This window comes from Pseudomonas sp. DE0010, assembly GCF_007680745.1.
GTDB lineage: Bacteria > Pseudomonadota > Gammaproteobacteria > Pseudomonadales > Pseudomonadaceae > Aquipseudomonas > Aquipseudomonas parafulva_B.
Genome location: NZ_VEJQ01000009.1, coordinates 122,993 through 142,870, shown reverse-complemented (window position 1 = coordinate 142,870; position 19,878 = coordinate 122,993). Strand labels below are relative to the sequence as shown.

General features: G+C 61.4%; 17 protein-coding genes. 9 read left to right on the top strand and 8 right to left on the bottom strand.

Annotated elements, in window-relative coordinates; translation table 11 throughout:
• The first annotated feature begins 2 nt into the window (after window positions 1-2).
• Together FS767_RS09590 and FS767_RS09585 are read left to right on the top strand one after the other, a co-directional pair.
• Window positions 3-1,394, top strand: coding sequence for an LLM class flavin-dependent oxidoreductase (locus tag FS767_RS09590; protein WP_144964999.1), 1,392 nt, complete (start codon window positions 3-5; stop codon window positions 1,392-1,394).
• Between the two features lie 106 nt (window positions 1,395-1,500).
• Window positions 1,501-2,337 (top strand): bifunctional allantoicase/(S)-ureidoglycine aminohydrolase, encoded by an 837-nt coding sequence (locus FS767_RS09585; protein ID WP_058605425.1) that lies wholly within the window; start codon window positions 1,501-1,503, stop codon window positions 2,335-2,337.
• 59 nt (window positions 2,338-2,396) lie between these two features.
• On the opposite strand, the gene sodC is transcribed toward FS767_RS09585, so the two are convergent.
• From sodC to ggt, 3 genes are all read right to left on the bottom strand, one after another.
• Window positions 2,397-2,912: a superoxide dismutase family protein gene (gene sodC, locus FS767_RS09580; RefSeq protein WP_144964998.1), complete on the bottom strand. Its 516-nt coding sequence runs from the start codon at window positions 2,910-2,912 to the stop codon at window positions 2,397-2,399.
• Between the two features lie 99 nt (window positions 2,913-3,011).
• A complete protein-coding gene (locus FS767_RS09575; RefSeq protein WP_144964997.1) occupies window positions 3,012-3,893 on the bottom strand; it encodes a LysR substrate-binding domain-containing protein in 882 nt (293 codons plus the stop codon).
• Window positions 3,894-3,962: 69 nt separating this feature from the next.
• Window positions 3,963-5,753, bottom strand: coding sequence for a gamma-glutamyltransferase (gene ggt / locus FS767_RS09570; RefSeq protein ID WP_144964996.1), 1,791 nt, complete (start codon window positions 5,751-5,753; stop codon window positions 3,963-3,965).
• A gap of 225 nt (window positions 5,754-5,978) precedes the next feature.
• Between ggt and FS767_RS09565 the strand changes: the two genes are divergently transcribed.
• Together FS767_RS09565 and FS767_RS09560 are read left to right on the top strand one after the other, a co-directional pair.
• The gene (locus tag FS767_RS09565; RefSeq protein ID WP_144964995.1) at window positions 5,979-6,377 is read left to right on the top strand and encodes a MerR family DNA-binding transcriptional regulator; all 399 of its coding nucleotides are present in this window, start codon (window positions 5,979-5,981) and stop codon (window positions 6,375-6,377) included.
• 19 nt (window positions 6,378-6,396) lie between these two features.
• Complete coding sequence (locus tag FS767_RS09560) at window positions 6,397-7,296, top strand: hydroxymethylglutaryl-CoA lyase (protein ID WP_144964994.1); 900 nt, start codon at window positions 6,397-6,399, stop codon at window positions 7,294-7,296.
• A gap of 534 nt (window positions 7,297-7,830) precedes the next feature.
• Here the strand turns inward: FS767_RS09560 and FS767_RS09555 are convergent.
• A complete protein-coding gene (locus tag FS767_RS09555) occupies window positions 7,831-8,337 on the bottom strand; it encodes an MgtC/SapB family protein (protein ID WP_058605421.1) in 507 nt (168 codons plus the stop codon).
• Window positions 8,338-8,612: 275 nt separating this feature from the next.
• On the opposite strand from FS767_RS09555, the gene FS767_RS09550 reads away from it, so the two are divergent.
• The 4 genes from FS767_RS09550 to FS767_RS09535 all read left to right on the top strand — a co-directional run bounded on the left by FS767_RS09550 (window position 8,613) and on the right by FS767_RS09535 (window position 13,963).
• Window positions 8,613-8,852 (top strand): DUF3203 family protein, encoded by a 240-nt coding sequence (locus FS767_RS09550; protein WP_058605420.1) that lies wholly within the window; start codon window positions 8,613-8,615, stop codon window positions 8,850-8,852.
• Between the two features lie 120 nt (window positions 8,853-8,972).
• Window positions 8,973-10,376 (top strand): cytochrome c oxidase accessory protein CcoG, encoded by a 1,404-nt coding sequence (gene ccoG, locus FS767_RS09545; RefSeq protein ID WP_144964993.1) that lies wholly within the window; start codon window positions 8,973-8,975, stop codon window positions 10,374-10,376.
• Window positions 10,377-10,425: 49 nt separating this feature from the next.
• Window positions 10,426-11,835 (top strand): GntR family transcriptional regulator MpaR, encoded by a 1,410-nt coding sequence (gene mapR, locus FS767_RS09540; protein WP_144964992.1) that lies wholly within the window; start codon window positions 10,426-10,428, stop codon window positions 11,833-11,835.
• A 484-nt stretch (window positions 11,836-12,319) separates the two neighbouring features.
• The gene (locus tag FS767_RS09535) at window positions 12,320-13,963 is read left to right on the top strand and encodes an ATP-binding protein (RefSeq protein ID WP_371921582.1); all 1,644 of its coding nucleotides are present in this window, start codon (window positions 12,320-12,322) and stop codon (window positions 13,961-13,963) included.
• 16 nt (window positions 13,964-13,979) lie between these two features.
• Here the strand turns inward: FS767_RS09535 and FS767_RS09530 are convergent, their stop codons facing one another.
• The 4 genes from FS767_RS09530 to FS767_RS09515 form a co-directional block, all read right to left on the bottom strand.
• Complete coding sequence (locus FS767_RS09530; protein ID WP_058638312.1) at window positions 13,980-14,726, bottom strand: SDR family oxidoreductase; 747 nt, start codon at window positions 14,724-14,726, stop codon at window positions 13,980-13,982.
• Between the two features lie 682 nt (window positions 14,727-15,408).
• Window positions 15,409-16,941 (bottom strand): DHA2 family efflux MFS transporter permease subunit, encoded by a 1,533-nt coding sequence (locus FS767_RS09525; protein WP_058638313.1) that lies wholly within the window; start codon window positions 16,939-16,941, stop codon window positions 15,409-15,411.
• Window positions 16,938-18,131 carry an efflux RND transporter periplasmic adaptor subunit gene (locus tag FS767_RS09520; protein ID WP_144964990.1) on the bottom strand — a complete coding sequence of 398 codons (1,194 nt, stop codon included), beginning with the start codon at window positions 18,129-18,131 and terminating at the stop codon, window positions 16,938-16,940. The genes FS767_RS09525 and FS767_RS09520 overlap by 4 nt, the downstream gene beginning before the upstream one ends.
• Before the next feature lie 30 nt (window positions 18,132-18,161).
• A complete protein-coding gene (locus FS767_RS09515) occupies window positions 18,162-18,635 on the bottom strand; it encodes a MarR family winged helix-turn-helix transcriptional regulator (protein WP_144964989.1) in 474 nt (157 codons plus the stop codon).
• Window positions 18,636-18,873: 238 nt separating this feature from the next.
• Here FS767_RS09515 and FS767_RS09510 point away from each other — a divergent pair, with 238 nt between their 5' ends.
• The gene (locus tag FS767_RS09510; RefSeq protein WP_144964988.1) at window positions 18,874-19,875 is read left to right on the top strand and encodes a FecR family protein; all 1,002 of its coding nucleotides are present in this window, start codon (window positions 18,874-18,876) and stop codon (window positions 19,873-19,875) included.
• Window positions 19,876-19,878: the final 3 nt, after the last annotated feature.

Below are 19,878 nucleotides of genomic sequence, written 5' to 3'. Positions count from 1 at the left end.
ACATGCCCCGCCCTATACGCTTCAACGCCTTCAGCATGAACGCTGCCAGCCACCAATCGCCTGGCTTGTGGCGCCACCCGCGCAACACCAGCACCGATTTCAACCGCCTGGCCTACTGGACCGACCTGGCCAGGCTACTCGAACGCGGTCTGTTCGACGCACTGTTCATTGCCGATGTCATGGGCATCTATGACGTCTATCAAGGCAGCCCGCACCCGGCCTTGCGCGGCGGCGTCCAGGTGCCGGTGAACGATCCGATGCTGTTGGTCCCGGCCATGGCCGCTGTGACCGAGCACCTGGGCTTCGGGGTCACCTTCTCGCTGACCTACGAACACCCCTATCCTTTTGCACGGCGCATGTCCACACTCGACCACCTCAGTGACGGGCGCGTGGGCTGGAATATCGTCACCGGCTACCTGGACAGTGCCGCGCGTAACCTTGGGCTCGACCGACAACTGGGGCATGACCAGCGCTATGACTTGGCCGAGGAGTATCTGCAGGTGCTCTACAAGCTCTGGGAAAAGAGCTGGGATGACGATGCCCTGGTGCTGGACCGTGAAACGGGCCGCTACGTCGAGCCAACCGGTGTGCACCCCATCGGTCACACCGGCGCGCATTTCCAGGTACCCGGTATTCACCTCTGCCAGCCATCGCCGCAACGCACCCCCGTGCTGTTTCAGGCAGGCGCGTCGGCGCGCGGTCAGCAGTTCGCCGCCAAGCATGCCGAATGCGTGTTCATCAGCGGGCCGACACCCACGGTTCTGCGGCGCTACGCCGATGGCGTGCGTCAGGCCAGCGAAGCGGCGGGACGCGCACGTGACGAGGTGCTGATCTATGCCCAGGCGTTGCTGATTGTCGCGCCCACTCACGAGCAGGCTCGGGCACGCTTTGACCAATACCGCAGTTTCGTCGACATCGAAGCAGCCCTGACACTGCTGTCAGGTTGGACCGGAATCGACCTGGATGGCCTGGACCCTGACGCGCCAATCCAGTACGTGGAAAACGATGCGGGCCGTGCAGCCTTGGCAGCCTTCACGGCGGCGGACCCTAGCCGTCAATGGACCGTGCGCGAGGCGGCGCAATTCATCGGGCTAGGAGGACGCGGCCCCGTCCTGATCGGTACGCCAAGTGAAGTCGCCGACCAGTTGGAGGCGTGGGTCGATCAAACCGGTATCGATGGGTTCAACCTCACGTATGCCGTCCAACCTGACGACCTGACCCATGTCGTGGAGTTGCTGGTTCCTGAACTGCAGCGCCGTGGCCGCTATCCCCACGGGTACGTCGATGGCACCTTGCGCCACAAGTTGTTCGGCAAAGGAAACCGGCTAACGGCGCGCCATGTCGGCACCCGCGTGAGCATTCAGCAACCAAATACCGGGTATTCCAACATTTAATTTGTAGATGCTCGGCGCGCCACCCTATCCTGTGCCCACGTCCCCTGCACCGCACCGGCCGGTGCGGTCCACGGCATGGGGATAGAACAACAAGTCGAGAGCATTCATGTCGAACCACGCCTATTTCGCGCCCCACGGCGGCCACCCGGCTCAAACCGAGCTGCTGACCGACCGTGCCATGTTCACCGAAGCCTACGCGGTCATTCCCAAGGGCGTGATGCGTGACATCGTCACCAGTCACTTGCCTTTCTGGGACAAGATGCGCATGTGGGTCATCGCCCGGCCGCTGACAGGGTTCGCCGAAACGTTCTCCCAGTACATCGTCGAGGTGGCGCCCGAAGGCGGGAGCGAACGGCCTGAACTGGACCCCAACGCCGAAGCCGTGCTGTTTATCGTCGAAGGCGAGCTGGACATTACCGTCGAGGGTCAGCACCACACACTGGTGCCAGGGGGTTATGCGTTTCTGGCGCCTGGCGCCGAATGGAGCCTGCGCAACAACAGCCAGGCCAATGTCACCTTCCACTGGCTGCGCAAGCACTACCAGAAGGTCGAAGGGCTGGACGTGCCTTCTTCGTTCGTGACCCACCGCGACAACGCTACCGTGATCGAGATGCCAGGTACCGAAGGCCGCTGGAAAACTACCCGCTTCGTCGACATGGCTGACATGCGCCATGACATGCACGTCAATATCGTCACGTTCCAGCCAGGTGGGGTCATACCGTTTGCTGAAACCCATGTCATGGAGCACGGGCTCTACGTGCTGGAAGGCAAGGCGGTCTACCGCCTGAATCAGGACTGGGTCGAGGTCGAGGCCGGTGATTTCATGTGGCTGCGGGCCTTCTGCCCACAGGCCTGCTATGCCGGCGGCCCTGGCAACTTCAGTTACCTGCTGTACAAGGACGTGAACCGTCACGTGCACTTGACGCTCAACCCCAAGCGCTGAGCCCAGAAGACTGCCCGCCGGTCATCAAGGCGCACCCGCCAGGGTGCGCCAAATCGCTGTTACTCAACCACCCCACACGCCACGCGCGCGCCACCGCCACCCAACTTCTCTGGGTGATCGCTGTGGTTATCGCCACCTGCGTGCACCATCAGTGCGTGGCCTTTGAAGTCCTCAGCCTTCAGGCGCGGTGCCAGTACCGGATACGTCGCCTTGCCATCGGCACCTACATACAGCGCCGGCAGGTCGCCGCGGTGGCCGCTGTCATCGTAAGGGCCTTTATGCGCGTTGGTCGATTGCGGGTCCCAGTGCCCCCCCGCCCCGCCTGCTGGCACGGTTTTGCCCGCATCCTGCGCAGGAGCGCAGGACGGGTTCTGGTGCAGGTGGAAGCCGTGCACACCGGGCGGCAGGTCCTTGAGGTCTGGGGTAAGCAGTGTTCCGTACTTGTTCTGCTCGATGCTGATGGTGCCGATCGACTTGCCTGGGCCATCGGGGCCTGCCAGCTTGAGCTCGACGGTCTGGGCGGCTTGGGCCAGGCCGGTAGTGGCCAGCAGCGCAGCGATTACAACTGCTTTCATAAAGTTCTCCATGGCGTGGTGAAGGCGGACGTCATACCCGCGTTGTGCATGGGACTGCATCATCGCGCAGTCATTCCCTTGTGCCACAGCCTGAAACACTTAAAGACTGCCACCGGCCAACAGTTGCTTGAGTACCTCTGCCAGGGCCTTGACCGTCGGATCGGCGGTTGGACGGTGCACGATGACGATCTCATAGCTATCGACTTCGCCCAGCCCCTGCTCGGCGCCCAGCACGCGATGCTCTGCAGTGGCCGCGCGCGGCGGTAGCAGGCTGATGCCCATGCCATCGGCGACAGCGGCCTGGATGCCGCTCAAGCTCGAACTGGTGAAACTGATACGCCAGCGCCTGCCACTGCGCTCGATGGCAGTGATCATGTCCTCGCGGTACAAGCCCCGCGGCGGGAAGGTCACCAATGGCACCGGGTCCAGTTCAAAGGCAGGCAGGCGAGCGCTGTCGATCCATTGCAGCCGCTCTGGCCAACAGGCGACGCCTTCGCGGCTGTTGCGGCGTTGTTTGAGCAATACCAGGTCCAGCTCGCCATTGTCGTAGGCCTGGCTCAGATCCCGGCACAGCCCGCTGGTGACCTCCAGCTTCACCTGCGGATTGAGCCGACTGAAGGCCGACAGGGCATGGGTGGTCGATCCACCCACAAAGTCCTCGGGTACACCCAGGCGCACCGTGAAGCCGACCATGGCACCGGCCAAGGCTTCGAGCATCTGGTCATTCAGGGCTAGCATATGCCGGGCGTACCCGAGCAGCGTCTGCCCGGCGTCGGTCGGGAGCACGTCGCGGTTGCCACGTACCAGTAGACGGTGCCCTACCATGTCTTCCAGGCGCCGGACTTTCTGGCTGATGGTGGACTGGGTCGAATGCAAGCGCGCGGCAGCCGTGGTGAAACTGCCGCAGTCGGCCACCACGACGATCGCACGCAGAAGGTCCAGGTCGAACAAGGCCCTATTCGATTTAACGTTATGAGACATGCAAGTATTCGACAAATGAATGGGAGGACCGTTTTCTAGCACGCACCTGGGCAGCTCGCAACGCTGCCTTCAATCTCCCAGTGCTACACCTTCACGGCGCGGGTCCGCACCGCCCAACCAGCCTGCCCCGTCCCGCTGAATGACTTGCAGGCCGCTGGTCATGTCCATCGGCGTCACGGTGTGGCCCCACGCCTGGAGCTTGCGAATCAGTGCAGCGCTGGTCAGCCCTGATTCCACCTCGGTTGCACCGTTGCGGCTGCCAAAATTGGGCAGCCCGGCGGCTTGCTGGGGGTCCAGCCGCCAGTCCAGCAACGCGATGAGCGCCTTGTTGACGTAACCGATGATCTGCGAGCCGCCGGGTGAGCCAAGGCTGGCTACCAATTCCCCATGGTCCCGGGAGAACACCAGCGTAGGCGCCATGGCTGACAGGGGCCGCTTGCCCGGTTGAACGCGATTGGCCACTGGCCTGCCCTGCTCCTGGGGCACGAACGAAAAATCGGTCAGCTGGTTATTGAGCAAGAACCCTTTAACCATCAGGTGCGAGCCGAATGCGCCCTCCACCGAGGTGGTCATAGCCACGGCATTGCCGCGATCATCAATGGCGCTTAGGTGGGAGGTGGCTATCCGCGGTGGCGATCGGTCAGGCGCAAGCGTCAACAGCGCACCGTTCGGATGGCCAGGGCTGGCCTTGTTCATGCTGCGCTCACCCACCTGACTGGCACGCTGTGCCAGGTAGGCCGGGTCGAGCAGGCCCTTGAGCGGAACGGGTACATAGTCACTGTCGGCCAGGTACTGGGCGCGATCGGCATAAGCCAGTCGCTCGGCCTCGGCGACCAGGTGCACGGCGCGTGCTGGCGCCTCCAGGGTGGCAGCAGTGGCCGAGGGGACGGGTGCCAGGTGCGCCAGATCGTCCCTGGCCGACCTGCGTTGCAATGCCTCCAGTATTCCCAAGGTCTGCAGTACCGCCACGCCCCCGGATGAAGGAGGGGGCATGCCACAAACCTGCCAAGCTTTGTAGGGTCCGCAGACAGGTTCACGCTCGCTGGCCCGGTATTGCTTCAGGTCATCGGCGGACAGATAACCTGGGTTGGTGTGGTTTTGGACGGCTGCCACCATGGCCTGCGCAACCTCGCCGTTGTAAAACGCCTGCGCGCCGTGTTGCGCGATCTGCTCAAGCGTGTCGGCAAGTTCGGGATTACGCAGCCGTGTGCCTACTGCAAGCGGGCGCCCCGTCGTGTCCAGGAAATAGCCAGCCATACTGGGCGAGCGAGCCACGAAGGGGTCGGCTTCCAGCAGCGCATGCAGCCTTGCAGAGACTGGGAACCCGGTGCGGGCCAGTTCGATGGCGGGTTGAAACAACGCTTGCCAGGGCAGCACGCCGTGCTGCTTGTGCGCCAATTCCAGGGCCCGCAATACACCCGGCACCCCCACGGCTCGTCCGCCAATCTGTGCTGACCTGAACGGCATGGGTGCCCCCTTGTCGTCGAGGAACAGGCGTTCGGTCACCTGCGACGGCGCCGTTTCCCGGCCATCGAATGCCTGGGTCCTTTTCCCGTCCCAGTGGAGGATGAATGCGCCGCCGCCGATTCCACTCGACTGAGGCTCGACGAGTGTCAGCACCAGTTGCATCGCAATCGCCGCATCCAGCGCGCTGCCCCCGGCGCGCAGGATGCGTTGTCCAGCCTGGCTGGCCAGCGGGTTGGCGGCAGCGGCCATGTGCCGTTTGGCCGCCACCGGCTGCAAGCCTGCGCGATAACCGGAGCCAAGTTCGGGTGCTACGGGCAGCGCTTGCCTGGCCTCGGCCAGGTTACAGGACAGGCTCAGGCACAGCGCGCTGACGGATGGAAAGAGAGGGTTCATGCAGCCGCTTCCTGCGTTGGGCCTGGCACAGGTGCGAGGCTGTCGAATCGAAAAGTGCACTGACGCTTTCGTTGAGCGTTCAGGCTGGGCGAGGATAACGCGACTGCGACGCACGGGACCACCAACGGTCACGCGGTTGTGGCGCGGTTCGATTCCAGTCGCCCACCTTGACGTATACGTAAAGCACGCTTCAGGATGTCGGCATATCCTGCCCAGAGCCCTGGTATGAGTACCCAGACCTACAGTATTTCCGACCTGTCCCGTGAGCTGGACATCACCACGCGCGCCATTCGTTTTTACGAAGAGCAAGGGCTGCTGCGCCCCGAGCGACGCGGCCTTGAGCGCATCTATTCGGCGCGGGACAAGGTCAGCCTCAAACTTATCCTGCGTGGCAAGCGCATCGGCTTCTCGCTGGCAGAGTGCCGTGAGTTGATCGAGCTGTACGACCCTTCGGGCGGCAACTTCAAGCAACTGAACAGCATGCTCGCCAAGATCGCCGAGCGGCGCGCCCAACTGGAACAGCAAATGCTCGACATCCACCAGATGCAGCTTGAGCTGGACACTGCCCAGGAGCGCTGTGAACAGGCCCTGGCGTGCACGCTTGCCAATAAAGACCACGGTTGACCGTTACAGGAACCTCATCATGTCCTTGCCTGAAAAAGTTCGTCTGGTAGAAGTTGGCCCTCGCGACGGGCTGCAGAATGAAGCCCAGCCCATCAGTGTCGCCGACAAGGTGCGGCTGGTGGACGACCTCACAGCGGCTGGCCTCGGCTACATCGAAGTGGGCAGTTTCGTTTCACCCAAGTGGGTGCCGCAAATGGCCGGTTCGGCCGAGGTGTTCGCCAGTATCGACCAGCGTCCGGGCGTCACCTACGCAGCGCTGGCGCCCAATCTGCGCGGCTTCGAAGATGCCGCGGCGGCGGGCGTCAAGGAGGTGGCGGTATTCGCCGCCGCGTCCGAGGCATTCTCGCAGCGCAATATCAACTGTTCTATCTCGCAAAGCCTGGAACGTTTCGAACCCATCATCGAGGCCGCGCGAGCCCAAGGTGTGCGGGTGCGTGGGTACGTATCCTGCGTGCTCGGCTGCCCGTACGAGGGCCCGATCCGTGCAGAGCAGGTGCTGCCGGTGGCGCGTGCCCTGCACCAGATGGGCTGCTACGAAGTATCGCTGGGCGATACCATCGGCACCGGTACTGCTGGTGACGTCCGACGCTTGTTCGAGGTGGTAGCGGACCATGTTCCCCGCGCGCAATTGGCGGGGCATTTCCACGATACTTATGGCCAAGCCCTGGCCAACGTATATGCGAGCCTTCTTGAAGGCATCAGCACCTTCGACAGCTCGGTGGCGGGTTTGGGTGGCTGCCCCTATGCCAAGGGCGCGACCGGTAACGTCGCGACCGAAGATGTCGTTTACCTGCTTGATGGGTTGGGCATCGAGACTGGTATCGACCTGGAGCGCTTGATCGAGGCTGGGCAGCGCATCAGCACGGTGCTGGGAAGGGCCAATGGATCGCGCGTTGCACGTGCGCGACAGGCGCGCTAGATCATCAAGGTGTCACAACAATGTGGGTGAAGTGTTACCGCTCGCTTGGCGACGAAGCCAGATACGGGTATCCCGGAAACATCCAGTGAGGTTTTCCAGACGTCCTGCTTTCATGAATTTCTTCATGCCATTGATTTGCAAGGGTTTTTCAAAACTGGCACGGGACCTGCTATATCTCTTGCATAACAAGAACAACAAAGCATCACTCAATAAAAATAATAGAGAACGGCTCTGACAGAACAAGAACAACACGGCAGAGGCGTAGCAAGCAGATTTTTTTGGAGTCGACCCGCATTCCTGGGGCAAGCCCCGCGAATTGGCACAGAACAATAAAACTACCTCAAGGTAGCAGCAGCCAACTCGGATCATGCGTGATGAAGGTCGGTCAGCGCTCAAAAAAATACGTTTGCTCTTGGCCCCGCATGGGGGCCTTGCACCACCAGGGCAGGCTGACAAAAACAACAACAGGCCAGCTCCAATAATAAAAAGAGCAAGCAGCAACGCTTTGGGGGGAGCTTCGGCTCCCCTTAGTGCTTACCCCTCCTCCTTCTGTTTTTCCTCGTGCTTGCCCTCGGCCTTCTCCACCAGCAGCGGCATCGTGCCCAATACCAGCAGCGCGAGCACTGTGCTTATCAGTGCGGTGGCTTCCCGGCCCATTCCAGCGGCAGTGCCTATGGCAGCGGTCATCCAAAGGCCGGCGGCGGTGGTCAACCCTTTCACGTGGCTGGTGTCCCGTCCGTTGCCTTTCAAGATGGTGCCTGCTCCGAGAAAACCGATGCCGGCGACGATGCCCTGGATCACGCGGCTAAGGGCCTGTTCGTCGGCGCCTGCCATGCTGGGCGCCAGCACGAACAGGGCGGCACCGAGCGACACCAGCATGTGGGTGCGCACCCCGGCGGATTTGCCCCGGTGTTCGCGTTCGAACCCCAAAACCGCGCCAAGCAGCGCTGCCATCAACAAGCGAATTAGAATGCGTGTGACCTCGTGCGCATCGGTCACATCCGCGAATTCGATCTGGATGGCGTGCCAGATAGTTTCCATCCTGTACGTTCTCTCCAAAGGCTGAGTGCTTGGCAAACGTCGGTGCCTAGGTCGTGGGGCCATGCTTGCCCCAAGTGCCAACACATCAACCACGGCCCTTGGCGATCCTGGTTGCCGGCGATGGGCTGCACAGCTGCCCACACCACCGGGCCCTGCATTCCCTGTTCACCTTCATGGACCCCAAGAGCCTCTGCAAAGTGCCGTTGAGCCAAGGGGGTGCAACGATGCTCAATACCCTGCGGTCAACCGTTCGAACTCACATCAGGAGACGTGTCATGCCAGTCGAAATCGATGCTCAAACCCAACGCTGCACGCTCATCAACGATCAGCAGCGTCTCGAAGGCGCCGCTTGTGACGTCGAAATCGTGACCGACGAGCGACTGCGCATGTCAGTGGCGGTACTGGGTGCAATGCACACGCCGATCACCGAAATCGAGGCCGATGCGCTCACGGTGGCCGGTGCGGTCGATAGCCGCAGGCATCTGAAGAACACCGCGCCAGGCTCGATCATATAAGGGGCTGCACGGCCTGCACCTCAACTGATATGGTTTTTATCGCCAAGGCTGAGCCTGTGCTGATAGCAGAGTGACGGCCATAGTGCACATGCCTGATCCAGGCTAGATGAGCACGGAGCCATGACCGATAGAACACCTTATTCAGTGATCGCCGCTGTCCCTGCCAACCCTTCCCGGCGTGTCGGCGACGCCGCCATCCACACGCGCAGTTTCAGCGGGGTGTACCGCACGCTGCGCATCGGTTTCGCCGGGGCCCTGTTTGCCCTGTTCTTCGGCACTGCCTGGCTGAACTGGAACGGTCGTCAGGCGGTACTGTGGGACCTGGGCAACAGCAAGTTCCATATCTTTGGCGCCACCTTCTGGCCACAGGACTTCATTCTGCTTTCGGCGCTGCTGATCATCTGTGCGTTCGGCTTGTTCGCCATCACTGTCTACGCCGGGCGGGTCTGGTGCGGTTACAGCTGCCCGCAAAGCACCTGGACCTGGTTGTTCATGTGGTGCGAAAAAATCACCGAAGGCGACCGCAACCAACGCATCAAGCTGGCCGCAGCGCCCTGGAGCCTCGACAAGGCTGCCCGACGCCTCACCAAGCATTCGCTGTGGCTGGCCATAGGCCTGGTCACCGGCGTGACCTTCGTTGGTTACTTCACACCCATTCGTCCGCTGGCAGCCGAACTGCTCACACTTCAACTGGGCGGCGTTGCGCTGTTCTGGGTGTTGTTCTTCACAGCCGCCACCTACTTCAATGCCGGCTTGCTGCGCGAAGCGGTCTGCCTGCACATGTGCCCCTATGCCCGGTTCCAGAGCGTGATGTTCGACAAGGACACCCTGGCCGTGGCTTACGATCCGCGCCGTGGCGAGGCACGTGGCGCGCGCAAGAAAGGCAGCGACGCCCGCGCCCAGGGCCTGGGTGACTGTATCGACTGCACTTTGTGCGTTCAGGTATGCCCTACCGGCATCGACATTCGCGACGGTTTGCAAATGGCCTGCATCGGCTGCGCCGCCTGTATCGATGCCTGCGACGGTGTGATGGACAAGATGGGCTACAGACGTGGGCTGATCGGGTACAAGTCAGAACACAGCCTGCAAGGGGGTACTACGCATTGGCTACGACCACGCCTGCTCGGTTACGCCGCAGCATTGCTGGTGATGATCGGTGCATTGTGCGTGGCGTTGTACCTGCGGCCGATGGTATCGCTGGATGTGATCAAGGACCGTGGTCTGTTCCGCGAAAATGCGCTGGGTCAGATCGAGAACATCTACCTGCTCAAGGTGATCAACAAGACCGAGCGCACTCAACACTACGCGCTGCGGTTGCTCGATGCCGAGGGCTTTACCCTTCAGGGGCAGACGGCGCTTACCGTATCGGCCGGCGAAATGAGCGAAATTCCGGTGTCGGTGGCGATGCTGGCCGACCGACCCGAAAGCAGCTCGGTGCCGCTTGCATTCGAAATCAGCGAACGCGACGACGCGTCGGTGCGCAGCGTGGCGCACAGCCGCTTCGTCGCGCCCATGAACCGATGACGCCTACACTCCTCTTCCCTTGCCTGCAAGGCTTCGACAGAAGGCCACAATGAAACGTTACGAACGCTTTGCCGACGACATCGCCGAACTCATCCGCTCCGGCGTACTGGGCCCTGGTGAACGCGTGCCCTCCGTGCGGTACGCCAGCCAGACCCATGGGGTCAGCCCCTCCACGGTTTTCCAGGCGTACTACCTGCTGGAGCGACGTGGTCTGATTCGCGCCCGGCCGCGCTCAGGCTACTTCGTCAATGCCCATGCGACTCGCCAGTTCAGCGAGCCCCAAGCGCTGCACCCGATCAGCGAGTCCACCGATGTGGACGTCAGTGCCCTGGTCTTTTCCATCCTCGATTCGATCAAGGACCCCAACACGGTACCCTTCGGTTCGGCCTTCCCCAGCCCCTCGCTATTCCCTCTGCAGCGCCTGTCCCGGTCACTGGCCAGCGCCAGCCGTGCCATGGACCCTCGGGTGGCGGTCACCGACCTGTCGCCCGGCAACCCGCAACTGCGCCGGCAGATTGCCCTGCGCTACATGGTCGGCGGGCTGATGCTGCCGATGGAAGAACTGCTGATCACCAACGGCGCACTTGAGGCCCTGAACCTCTGTCTTCAGGCTGTCACCCAGCCAGGTGACCTGGTCGCAATCGAAGCGCCCGCGTTCTATGCCTGCCTGCAGATACTGGAGCGGCTCAAACTCAAAGCCGTGGAAATTCCCGTGCATCCCCGCGAGGGCATGGACCTGGAGGTGCTGGCCCAAACGCTGCAAAAGCACCCGGTCAAGGCGGTGTGGTGCATGACCACGTTCCAGAACCCGGTCGGCGCCAGCATGCCGGAGGCCAAGAAGCAGGCGTTGGTCGAGCTGGTGACACGCCACCAAGTGCCCCTTATTGAAGACGATGTCTACGCCGAGCTCTACTACGCCCAGCAGGCCCCCAAGCCTGCGAAGGCATTCGATACCCAGGGCCTGGTCATGCATTGCGGCTCCTTCGCCAAGAGCCTCGCCCCGGGCTACCGCATCGGCTGGGTCGCCGCTGGGCGGTTTGCGCAGAAGGTCGAGCGGTTGAAGCTCATGACCTCGCTCTGCGCCTCGATGCCCGCCCAGGCCGCTATCGCCGACTACCTCCAGCACGGTGGCTACGATCGACACCTGCGCAAGTTGCGTTATGCACTCGAAGGCCAGCAAGCCAATATGCTGGCGGCGATCGGGCGTCACTTCCCGGCACAGACACGGGTCAGTCAACCGTCAGGAGGGTATTTCCTCTGGCTGGAGCTACCGCAACAGATGGATGCGCTGAAGCTGTTCCACATGGCCCTGGCGCAAGGCATCAGCATTGCCCCGGGGCCGATCTTCTCGCCCACCCGGCGCTTCGACAACTGCATCCGGCTCAACTATGGCAGCCCTTGGAACGAAGCTGCCGAGCAGGCAATGGCCACCCTGGGGCGGATCATTCGTTCTTTCTGAGGTCTGCGTTCAACCCTTCATGCACACACGGCTATAGTTGTCGAAATTCCCAAGCCGAATCGCCCGCATGACATCACAAACGCCCCTGGATGACCGCGCAGCGCTGCAGGCCAGGCTGCTTGAGCTCGAGGCCGAGCACGAGCAGCTGCGCCTGAAAGCTGCTGCCTATGACGCCGTCGTCGAGCAAATCGATGAAGGCCTGTGCATCCTGCAAGTGCTCGAGGATGAGCACGGCCAACTCAATGACTATCGCTACCTGATGTACAACGAGGCCTGCGCCCGCCACACCCTCCATTTCAAAGAGGTAGGTTTGACCGCAAGGCAGACCATCCCCGACGAAGTGGACCAATGGCTCCCGCATTTTGCCGAGGTGGCTCGTACGGGTGTGCCCTTGCACTTCGAGCAGCGGCTGGCAGTCTCGAACCGGTGGCTGACCTTGAAAGTCAGCCGCCTCGAGCCCGCCTGCGAGCGGATATTGCTGGTTCTGTTCACCGGTAGGCCCGACGAAAACGCTGACATCCATCAGTTGCAGGCGCTCAACCAGGAACTGGCGCAGCAAGTGGACAGGGAGCTTGCCAGTCGAAAGCTGCTGGGCAATCTGGTCGATCACAGCGTTGCCAACGTATTCGCGGCCGATTGCAACTTCAGACTGCTGGCGATCAACCGCACCGCGCAGGAAACCTTCAAACGCTGGCGCGGCCTGGTGCCCAAGGTCGGTGAGTACATCCCCGACTTCATCGCCGACCAGCCGGACATCGTCAAGCAACTGAGCGGGCTGTGGCCAAGGATCATGACGCGTGAATCTTTCGTGGACACCGTTGCCGTTGGCCTGGAAGGGAATGTCCGCCACTACGAGGTGCGCTACAACCCGTTGCTCGATGCCGACCAGGTCGTGCAGGGTGGTTTCATGTTCGCCTACGACATCACTGAGCGCGTCGCTGAACAGCAGCGCCTTGAGCAAGTGGAAGAAACCCTAAGGCAGTCCCAGAAAATGGAGGCCATCGGACAGCTTACCGGCGGTATCTCCCATGACTTCAACAATTTGCTCGGGAGCATAATGGGGGCGCTTGAGGTTGCCGTTCAGCGACAAACCGAAGGTCGCTATCCGGATGCTGCCAGGCTCATGGGGTTGGCCAGGCAGGATACGAAGCGAGCGGCCACGCTGGTGCAACGACTGCTGGCGTTCGCTCGGCAACAGAAACTGAGCCCGCAGACCGTCGACGTCCATGAGTTGGTGACCAGCATGCACGATCTCATCAAAAGCTCGTTGCACGCCAGCATCGAGTTCCAGGACCTCACCAAGTCTGGTCACTGGCTTGTCCAGATTGACCCCTCCCAGCTGGAAAACGCATTGCTCAACCTGTGCATCAATGCACGCGACGCCATGCCGGTAGGCGGCACGCTGATCATTCGCAACAGTGACGTGCGGGTAGACCCTTCACTGGCCGAACGACTGCATTTGCCTGTCGGCGATTACGTCAGGATTTCTGTCAGTGACAATGGCGTAGGAATGAGCGGCGATGTGGCAGAACGTGCCATGGAACCGTTTTTCACCACCAAGCCGCTTGGCCAGGGATCGGGACTGGGGCTCCCCATGGTCTACGGCTTCATCCGTCAATCCGAGGGGCAGGTAAAGATCACCAGTACGCCGGGGCAAGGAACCTGCGTAGACCTCTATCTACCCAAGGACACAGGCCAGGTCGCTGCGAGCATTGACAAGGTATCAACGCCCTTCTGCCCTCCCCAGCAGGACAACCATCTGGTCATGCTGGTGGAGGACGAAGACACATTGCGGCTGGTGATAGAGGAACTGCTCATTGATCAAGGGATGGAGGTGCGCGTCTTCACCGAGGGCTCGCAGGCCTTGGAAGCGTTAAGGGCAGGCCTGCAGCCATCGCTGTTGATTACCGACATCGGTTTGCCAGGGAGAGTCAGTGGCAAGCAGCTGGAAACCGCCCTGCCCGACTCGGCAGCCCTGCTCTACATCACGGGCTACGCTGATCAACAGGGCATCGCCATGTCGCGCAGGGGTGCGGTGATGTGCAAGCCCTTCGCATTGGCTGCACTGGTCGAACAGGTGGGCCTGCTGCTGACTAGCGCCACCGCCGACTCAAACAGCAGCAGTTGACGATGCGGACAGCCGGTCATCTTCCGCCACTCAGGTCGATGAATGTACCTGTCGAATAGGAAGCTTTGTCAGACAGCAGCCAGAGAATCGCCTCGGCCACCTCCTCAGGCCGCCCGCCTCGGCCCATGGGCAACCCAGGCTCAAGCTTGCTGACGCGATCCGGATCTCCCGACAGCGCATGAAAGCCGGTGTGGATGTAGCCGGGCCTGACCCCGTTGACCCTTACACCTTCAGCAGCCAGCTCTTTGGCTAGGCCCACCGTGAACGTGTCGAGCGCTCCTTTGGAAGCGGCGTAATCAATGTACTCGTTCGGTGACCCGAGGCGGGCGGCCAGGGATGAGACGTTGACGATGCCCCCGCCATTTCCGCCGTGACGTGCGGCCATGCGCAATACAGCGTGCTTGGCGCAGAGCATGGGGCCGACGATGTTGGTCTTCATCATGCTGAGCAATCGCGCCTCGGTCATATGTTCGAGGCGGGTTTGGGGAGCGATGGTGGCGGCATTGTTCACCAGGGCCGAGATCGGCCCCAGATCTTCATCTACACGTTGGAACATCGCGATTATATCGGCTTCGCTGCTGACGTCGGCGCGCACGGCGATAGCCTTTGCGCCCAAGGTACGGACCTGGCTGAGGATGGCATCGGCAGCTTCATCGTTGCTGCGGTAGTTGATGCACAGGTGGTAGCCATGCCGGGCGGCGAGCAGGGCGGTGGCAGCGCCTATGCCGCGGCTGGCACCGGTGATGAGGATGACGGGGTTCATGAGGTGCCGGAGATGTTGAGGTGGTGGTTTGACGATAGAGGAAATGAAAGGCGGTTGCCAGTTAAGCGGGCCAAGATGGGCTGAACAAGCAAACTTTCAGTTAGGCGTGAGTTCGTGAATTAATCGACTAACCCCTATCTAAGATAGTGATTTGTTGTCGGTAAATACTGCACCGAAGTCCAAGAATACTTTTAGAAAGCGCGTTTCACAACGAAACTTCCTACGAAAATTTGGAACCACCCTGCGCGATGACATCAGCAATTAAGAATATAAAAGATGGCAAATGGAACACTGTCCTGATTACCCACTCGCCACTGTACGCATGGGCGGCGACACAGAGCCATTGCGATGGTACGAACCCGAACGCAACGTAATGAGATGAGGGATGTCAGTGACAACCGTCAGGATGGCCACATGGGCCTCTTCGACGCGATGGCCAAGCCAGGGGTGGGGGTAGGAAGATCCGCCCCTGATCCGGACGTGCATGCACAAACGTCTTTCCAAGGTTACCGCGCCGATGCGGCGATGATCAGCAGCGAGGACTCGAAATTCAAGGTTCCCCATCAAACTCACTTGGGGCTGCTGCGCAGCCCATCGCGGTCGGTCCGGCGCCCCGGCAAGACCGCTCTTACAAAAGCCCCAGTATTTAGCAAAGACTCCGGTCGTGTAGCCCAAATCAAACTCAATGCCCACCTCCCGGCCCCGCCTTGGCCGTAAACGGCGGCTTCGCGAACCAGACCAACAGAATCAACCCTGCGAACACCCACGTCATCAACATGAAGTAGTCCACCGTCGACATCATGTAAGCCTGCCCGTTGAGCACCTGCTCCAACTGCGCATAGTTGTGCAGGTTCGCCCCACCCATCTGCTCAAGCGTATGCCGCGTTGCCGGCTCGTACTGACTGATGTGCTCACTCAAGTAGGCATGGTGCTGGTCAGCCCGTCGAATCCAGATCCACGTCGTCAGCGAAGCCGCGAAGCTCCCACCCAATGTGCGCAGGAACGTTGCCAAGCCTGATCCGTCGGCTATCTGCTGGGGCGGCAGGTCCGACAACAGGATGCTCAGTGTGGGCATGAAGAACAGCGCAACCCCAATCCCCATGAACAACTGCACCAATGCCACATGCTGGAAATCCACCTGGCTGGTGAACCCCGCCCGCATGTAGCAGCTGCTGCCGATGGCCAGAAACGCAAGCCCTGCCAGAATCCGTAAATCGAAGCGATGCGCGTATTTGCCCACGAATGGCGACATGATTACCGGCAATATCCCGATAGGCGCCACCGCCAGGCCCGCCCAGGTGGCGGTGTAGCCCATCTGTGTCTGCAGCCACTGCGGCAGGATCAGGTTGATGCCGAAGAATCCTGCATAGCCACCCACCAGGACGATGGTCCCCACGCGGAAATTGCGGTGGGCGAACAACCGCAGGTTTACCACCGGGTGCCGGTCGGTGAGTTCCCAGATGACGAACACGGCCAAAAACACGACGGAGATCAGCGTGCCGATGATGATGAACGAGGACTCGAACCAGTCAAGGTCATTGCCTTTGTCCAGCACCACCTGCAGCGCCCCTACCCCAACGATCAAGGTCAGCAGCCCTATGTAGTCCATCGGCTGCCGGCTGGTGACCACCGGACGATCGCGCATCTGCTGGCGCACCACCGCAGCGGCGAACAGGCCGATAGGCACGTTGATGAAGAAGATCCATGGCCAGCTGTAACTGTCCGTGATCCACCCACCCAGGATGGGCCCGGCGATAGGCGCCACAACCGTTACCATGGCCAGTAGCGCGAGCGCCATACCCCGCTTGGCAGGGGGGTAGACCGCAATCAGCAGCGTCTGGGTCATGGGATACAACGGACCGGCTACCACCCCTTGCAACACGCGAAAGCCTACAAGCTCCGGCATCGACTGGGCGATCCCGCACAAGAACGATGCCAGCACGAACAACAAGGTCGCCCACAGGAACAACTTCACTTCGCCAAAGCGCCGGCTCAACCAGCCCGTCAGCGGCAAGGCGATGGCATTGCTCACGGCGAACGAGGTGATGACCCATGTCCCTTGCTCGTAACTGACCCCCAGGTTGCCCGAGATGGTCGGCAAGGCCACGTTGGCAATGGTGGTGTCCAGCACCTGCATGAACGTGGCAAGCGACAAGCCGATGGTGGTCAGCAGCAGGCTTGGCGGGGTGAACTGGGCAGTGGCGTTATTGCTCATCGCTGAGCCGTCTTGCCAGGCGCGCTGTTGTCACGGATCAGCTGCTCGATCAGCTTGTCCGCTTCGACCAACTGGCGATCGTAGACGTCGGTGGTGTAGCTCGCCTGTTGCGGCGGTTGCTGGGCCAGGGCCGGGCCACTCTGGTCGTGCAGGTCCACATCCACAACCGTGGACAGGCCGATCCGCAAGGGATGGTCCTTCAACTGGTCGGGGTTCAGGTGAATCCGCACCGGCACCCGCTGCACGATCTTGATCCAGTTGCCGGTCGCGTTCTGCGCAGGCAGCAAGGCGAACGCGCTGCCGGTGCCTGCACCCAGGCTGTCCACCGTGCCGCTGTAGGAGACATCGCTGCCATACAGGTCGGCAGTGATCTCCACCGGTTGGCCGATGCGCATCTGGCGCAACTGGGTTTCCTTGAAGTTGGCGTCGATCCACACCTGGTCGAGCGGAATCACTGCCATGGTGGCAGTACCGGGTTGCAGGCGCTGCCCGAGCTGCACGCTGCGCTTGGCAACGTAGCCGGTCACCGGCGCGACCAGCGTGGTGCGCGCATGGGCCAGGTAGGCCTGCCGCAGGTCGGCCGCCGCGGCCATGACTTCCGGGTGCGAAGCCACCACGGTATCGTCGACCAAAGCAGCACTGGTACTCAGTTGCTGGCGGGCACTGTTGACAGCCGCCTGGGCAACACTCAGGTCATCGCGCGCATGGGAAAGCTCTTCCCCGGCGATGGCGCCGCTTTCGGCCAGCACCTTGCGCCGGTTGAAGTCCTGCTGGGCCTTGCGCAGCTCGGCCTGGCGCGTCTGCAACTGTGCCTTGAGCGAATCGACGTTGCTGTACAGACCACGCACCTGCCTTACGGTACGCGCAAGGTTGGCTTGAGCCGATTGCAGGGCCACCTGGCTGTCGGCCGGGTCGAACTGCAGCAAGACCTGGCCAGCATGTACCAGGTCGCCATCGTCGGCGCCAATGCTGGTGACCGTCCCGGTCACCAATGGCGTGATTTCGACCACATTGCCGTTGACGTAGGCGTCATCGGTGCTCTCGTACCAACGCCCAACCAGGCTGTACCAGGCCCAGGTGCCTAACCCGCCCAGGATCAGCAGCACCAGCAGGCCAATCAGCCAGAGCTTGCGCTTGCGCGAGGAGGTAGGTGCCTCGGTAGGTGCAGGGGTGTCTGAGGAAGTGTCCATGACAATACCTTGGAATAAAGGAAACGGGGTTCAACGATCACCGAAACGACGGATCGTCAGCGGATCGCCAGCGCCAAGCAGTACCTTGGCCAGCAGACGTTCCAGGTCTTTGAGCTCATCGGCTGCCAAGGCGCCACACAGCTCGTTCATGGCGGCAGCGCCGATCTCGGGCAAACGGTCGGCCAGCCGCTGGCCATCGGTGGTCAACGCCAGGCGCACCACGCGGCGGTCCGAGGGGCATCGGGTGCGTACAAGCAGATCCTTGTGCTCCAGGCGATCGAGCATGCGCGTCATCGACCCGCTGTCCAGACCCAGATAGCGGCAGACCTCAGCAGGTGTATCGACCTGGTACTGCGTCACGATGATCAATACCTTGAACTGCGCAGCCGTGACGCCCTCGGACTCCAGATGCCAGTCGAGAATCCGGTCCTTCAGAAGCGCCGCACGGCCCAGCAACATGCCGATGGCGCACGTCTCGAAATTGTCAGGCGAGAAATGGGGCATGAATGATTGCTCGAACAAGTGTGTGCAAATATTACTGCCTAGGCAGTGAATGTCAAAGACTTAATTAGCTTGCTATGTACGCGTCACGAGGGCCTCGCGTCATGGCGCGAAGCGTTCTCAAAAGCTAAAAATCTGAAGGCTTTTGCCGGAAAAGACCGTGAAATGAAAGGGATTAGCGGCTTTGCGTGTTCCTCGACGCATCGGTGGAACGTTAGAATGCGCAAAACCCGGAGCCGCGATGAATCAAGACCACCGCCCTACTATCAACATCGACGACAGCATGGCCGATGCCGCTGCGCACTGGTGCATGCGCCTGCATGAAGGCGATTGCACGACTGCAGAGCGTGAGGCGTTTGCCCGGTGGCTGGCAGCCGATCCGCGTCATGCCGAGGAATACCAAGCCATGCTGGCTATCTGGCACACGGCTGACCTGCTGCCGCGGCCCGCTCAAGCGATCGGGCACGCTGGCCCGGTCAGGCGCAGCGGTCGCAGATGGCGCGCCCAGGCTTACGCTGCCGTCATCGCATTGGCGGCTCTGCCGCTGGTGGGGTGGATGGGCTGGGAGCAAGGGTGGATACCTAACCGCTACCAGCACTTCGAGACCACGGACCACATGCAGACCGTGCAGTTAAGTGACGGTAGTACGGTGCAGCTCAACCTGAACACCGACCTGACCTACCTCAACTTCAAGCAACAGCGCCGTGTCACACTCAAGCATGGCGAGGCATTCTTCACGGTGCACCACGACAGCACCCACCCCTTCGTGGTCCGTGCCGGCAACGGCCAGACCCGCGTGACAGGTACCCGCTTCAATGTCTGGAAATACCAGGACAGGGTTAAAGTGACCCTGGTCGAGGGATCGGTGCTGGTCTCCAGCGAGGGCAAGACGGGCTATCGGCTTGGCCCTGGCATGCAGGCCATCTACCGCAAGGGCGATTTTGAGCCTCAACTGCTGGAAAACAGCAACTTTGCCGACGCGCTGGCCTGGCGCAGCGGCAAACTGGTGCTCGACAACTTGACCCTTGAACAAGCACTGCCGGCCATAAACCGCTACCTCGACAAGCCGCTCAGGCTTGCTGATTCCGGTACCGGTCAGATTCGTATCAGCGGCATCTACAACACCCGGGAGGTAGGCCAGCTGGTCAACAACCTGCCCAAGGTGCTACCGATCTACCTGACCCGCAGCAACGACGGCAGCACGGTGCTCAACCGTATCTCGCCGCCGCCCGCCAAGCGCTGAGCC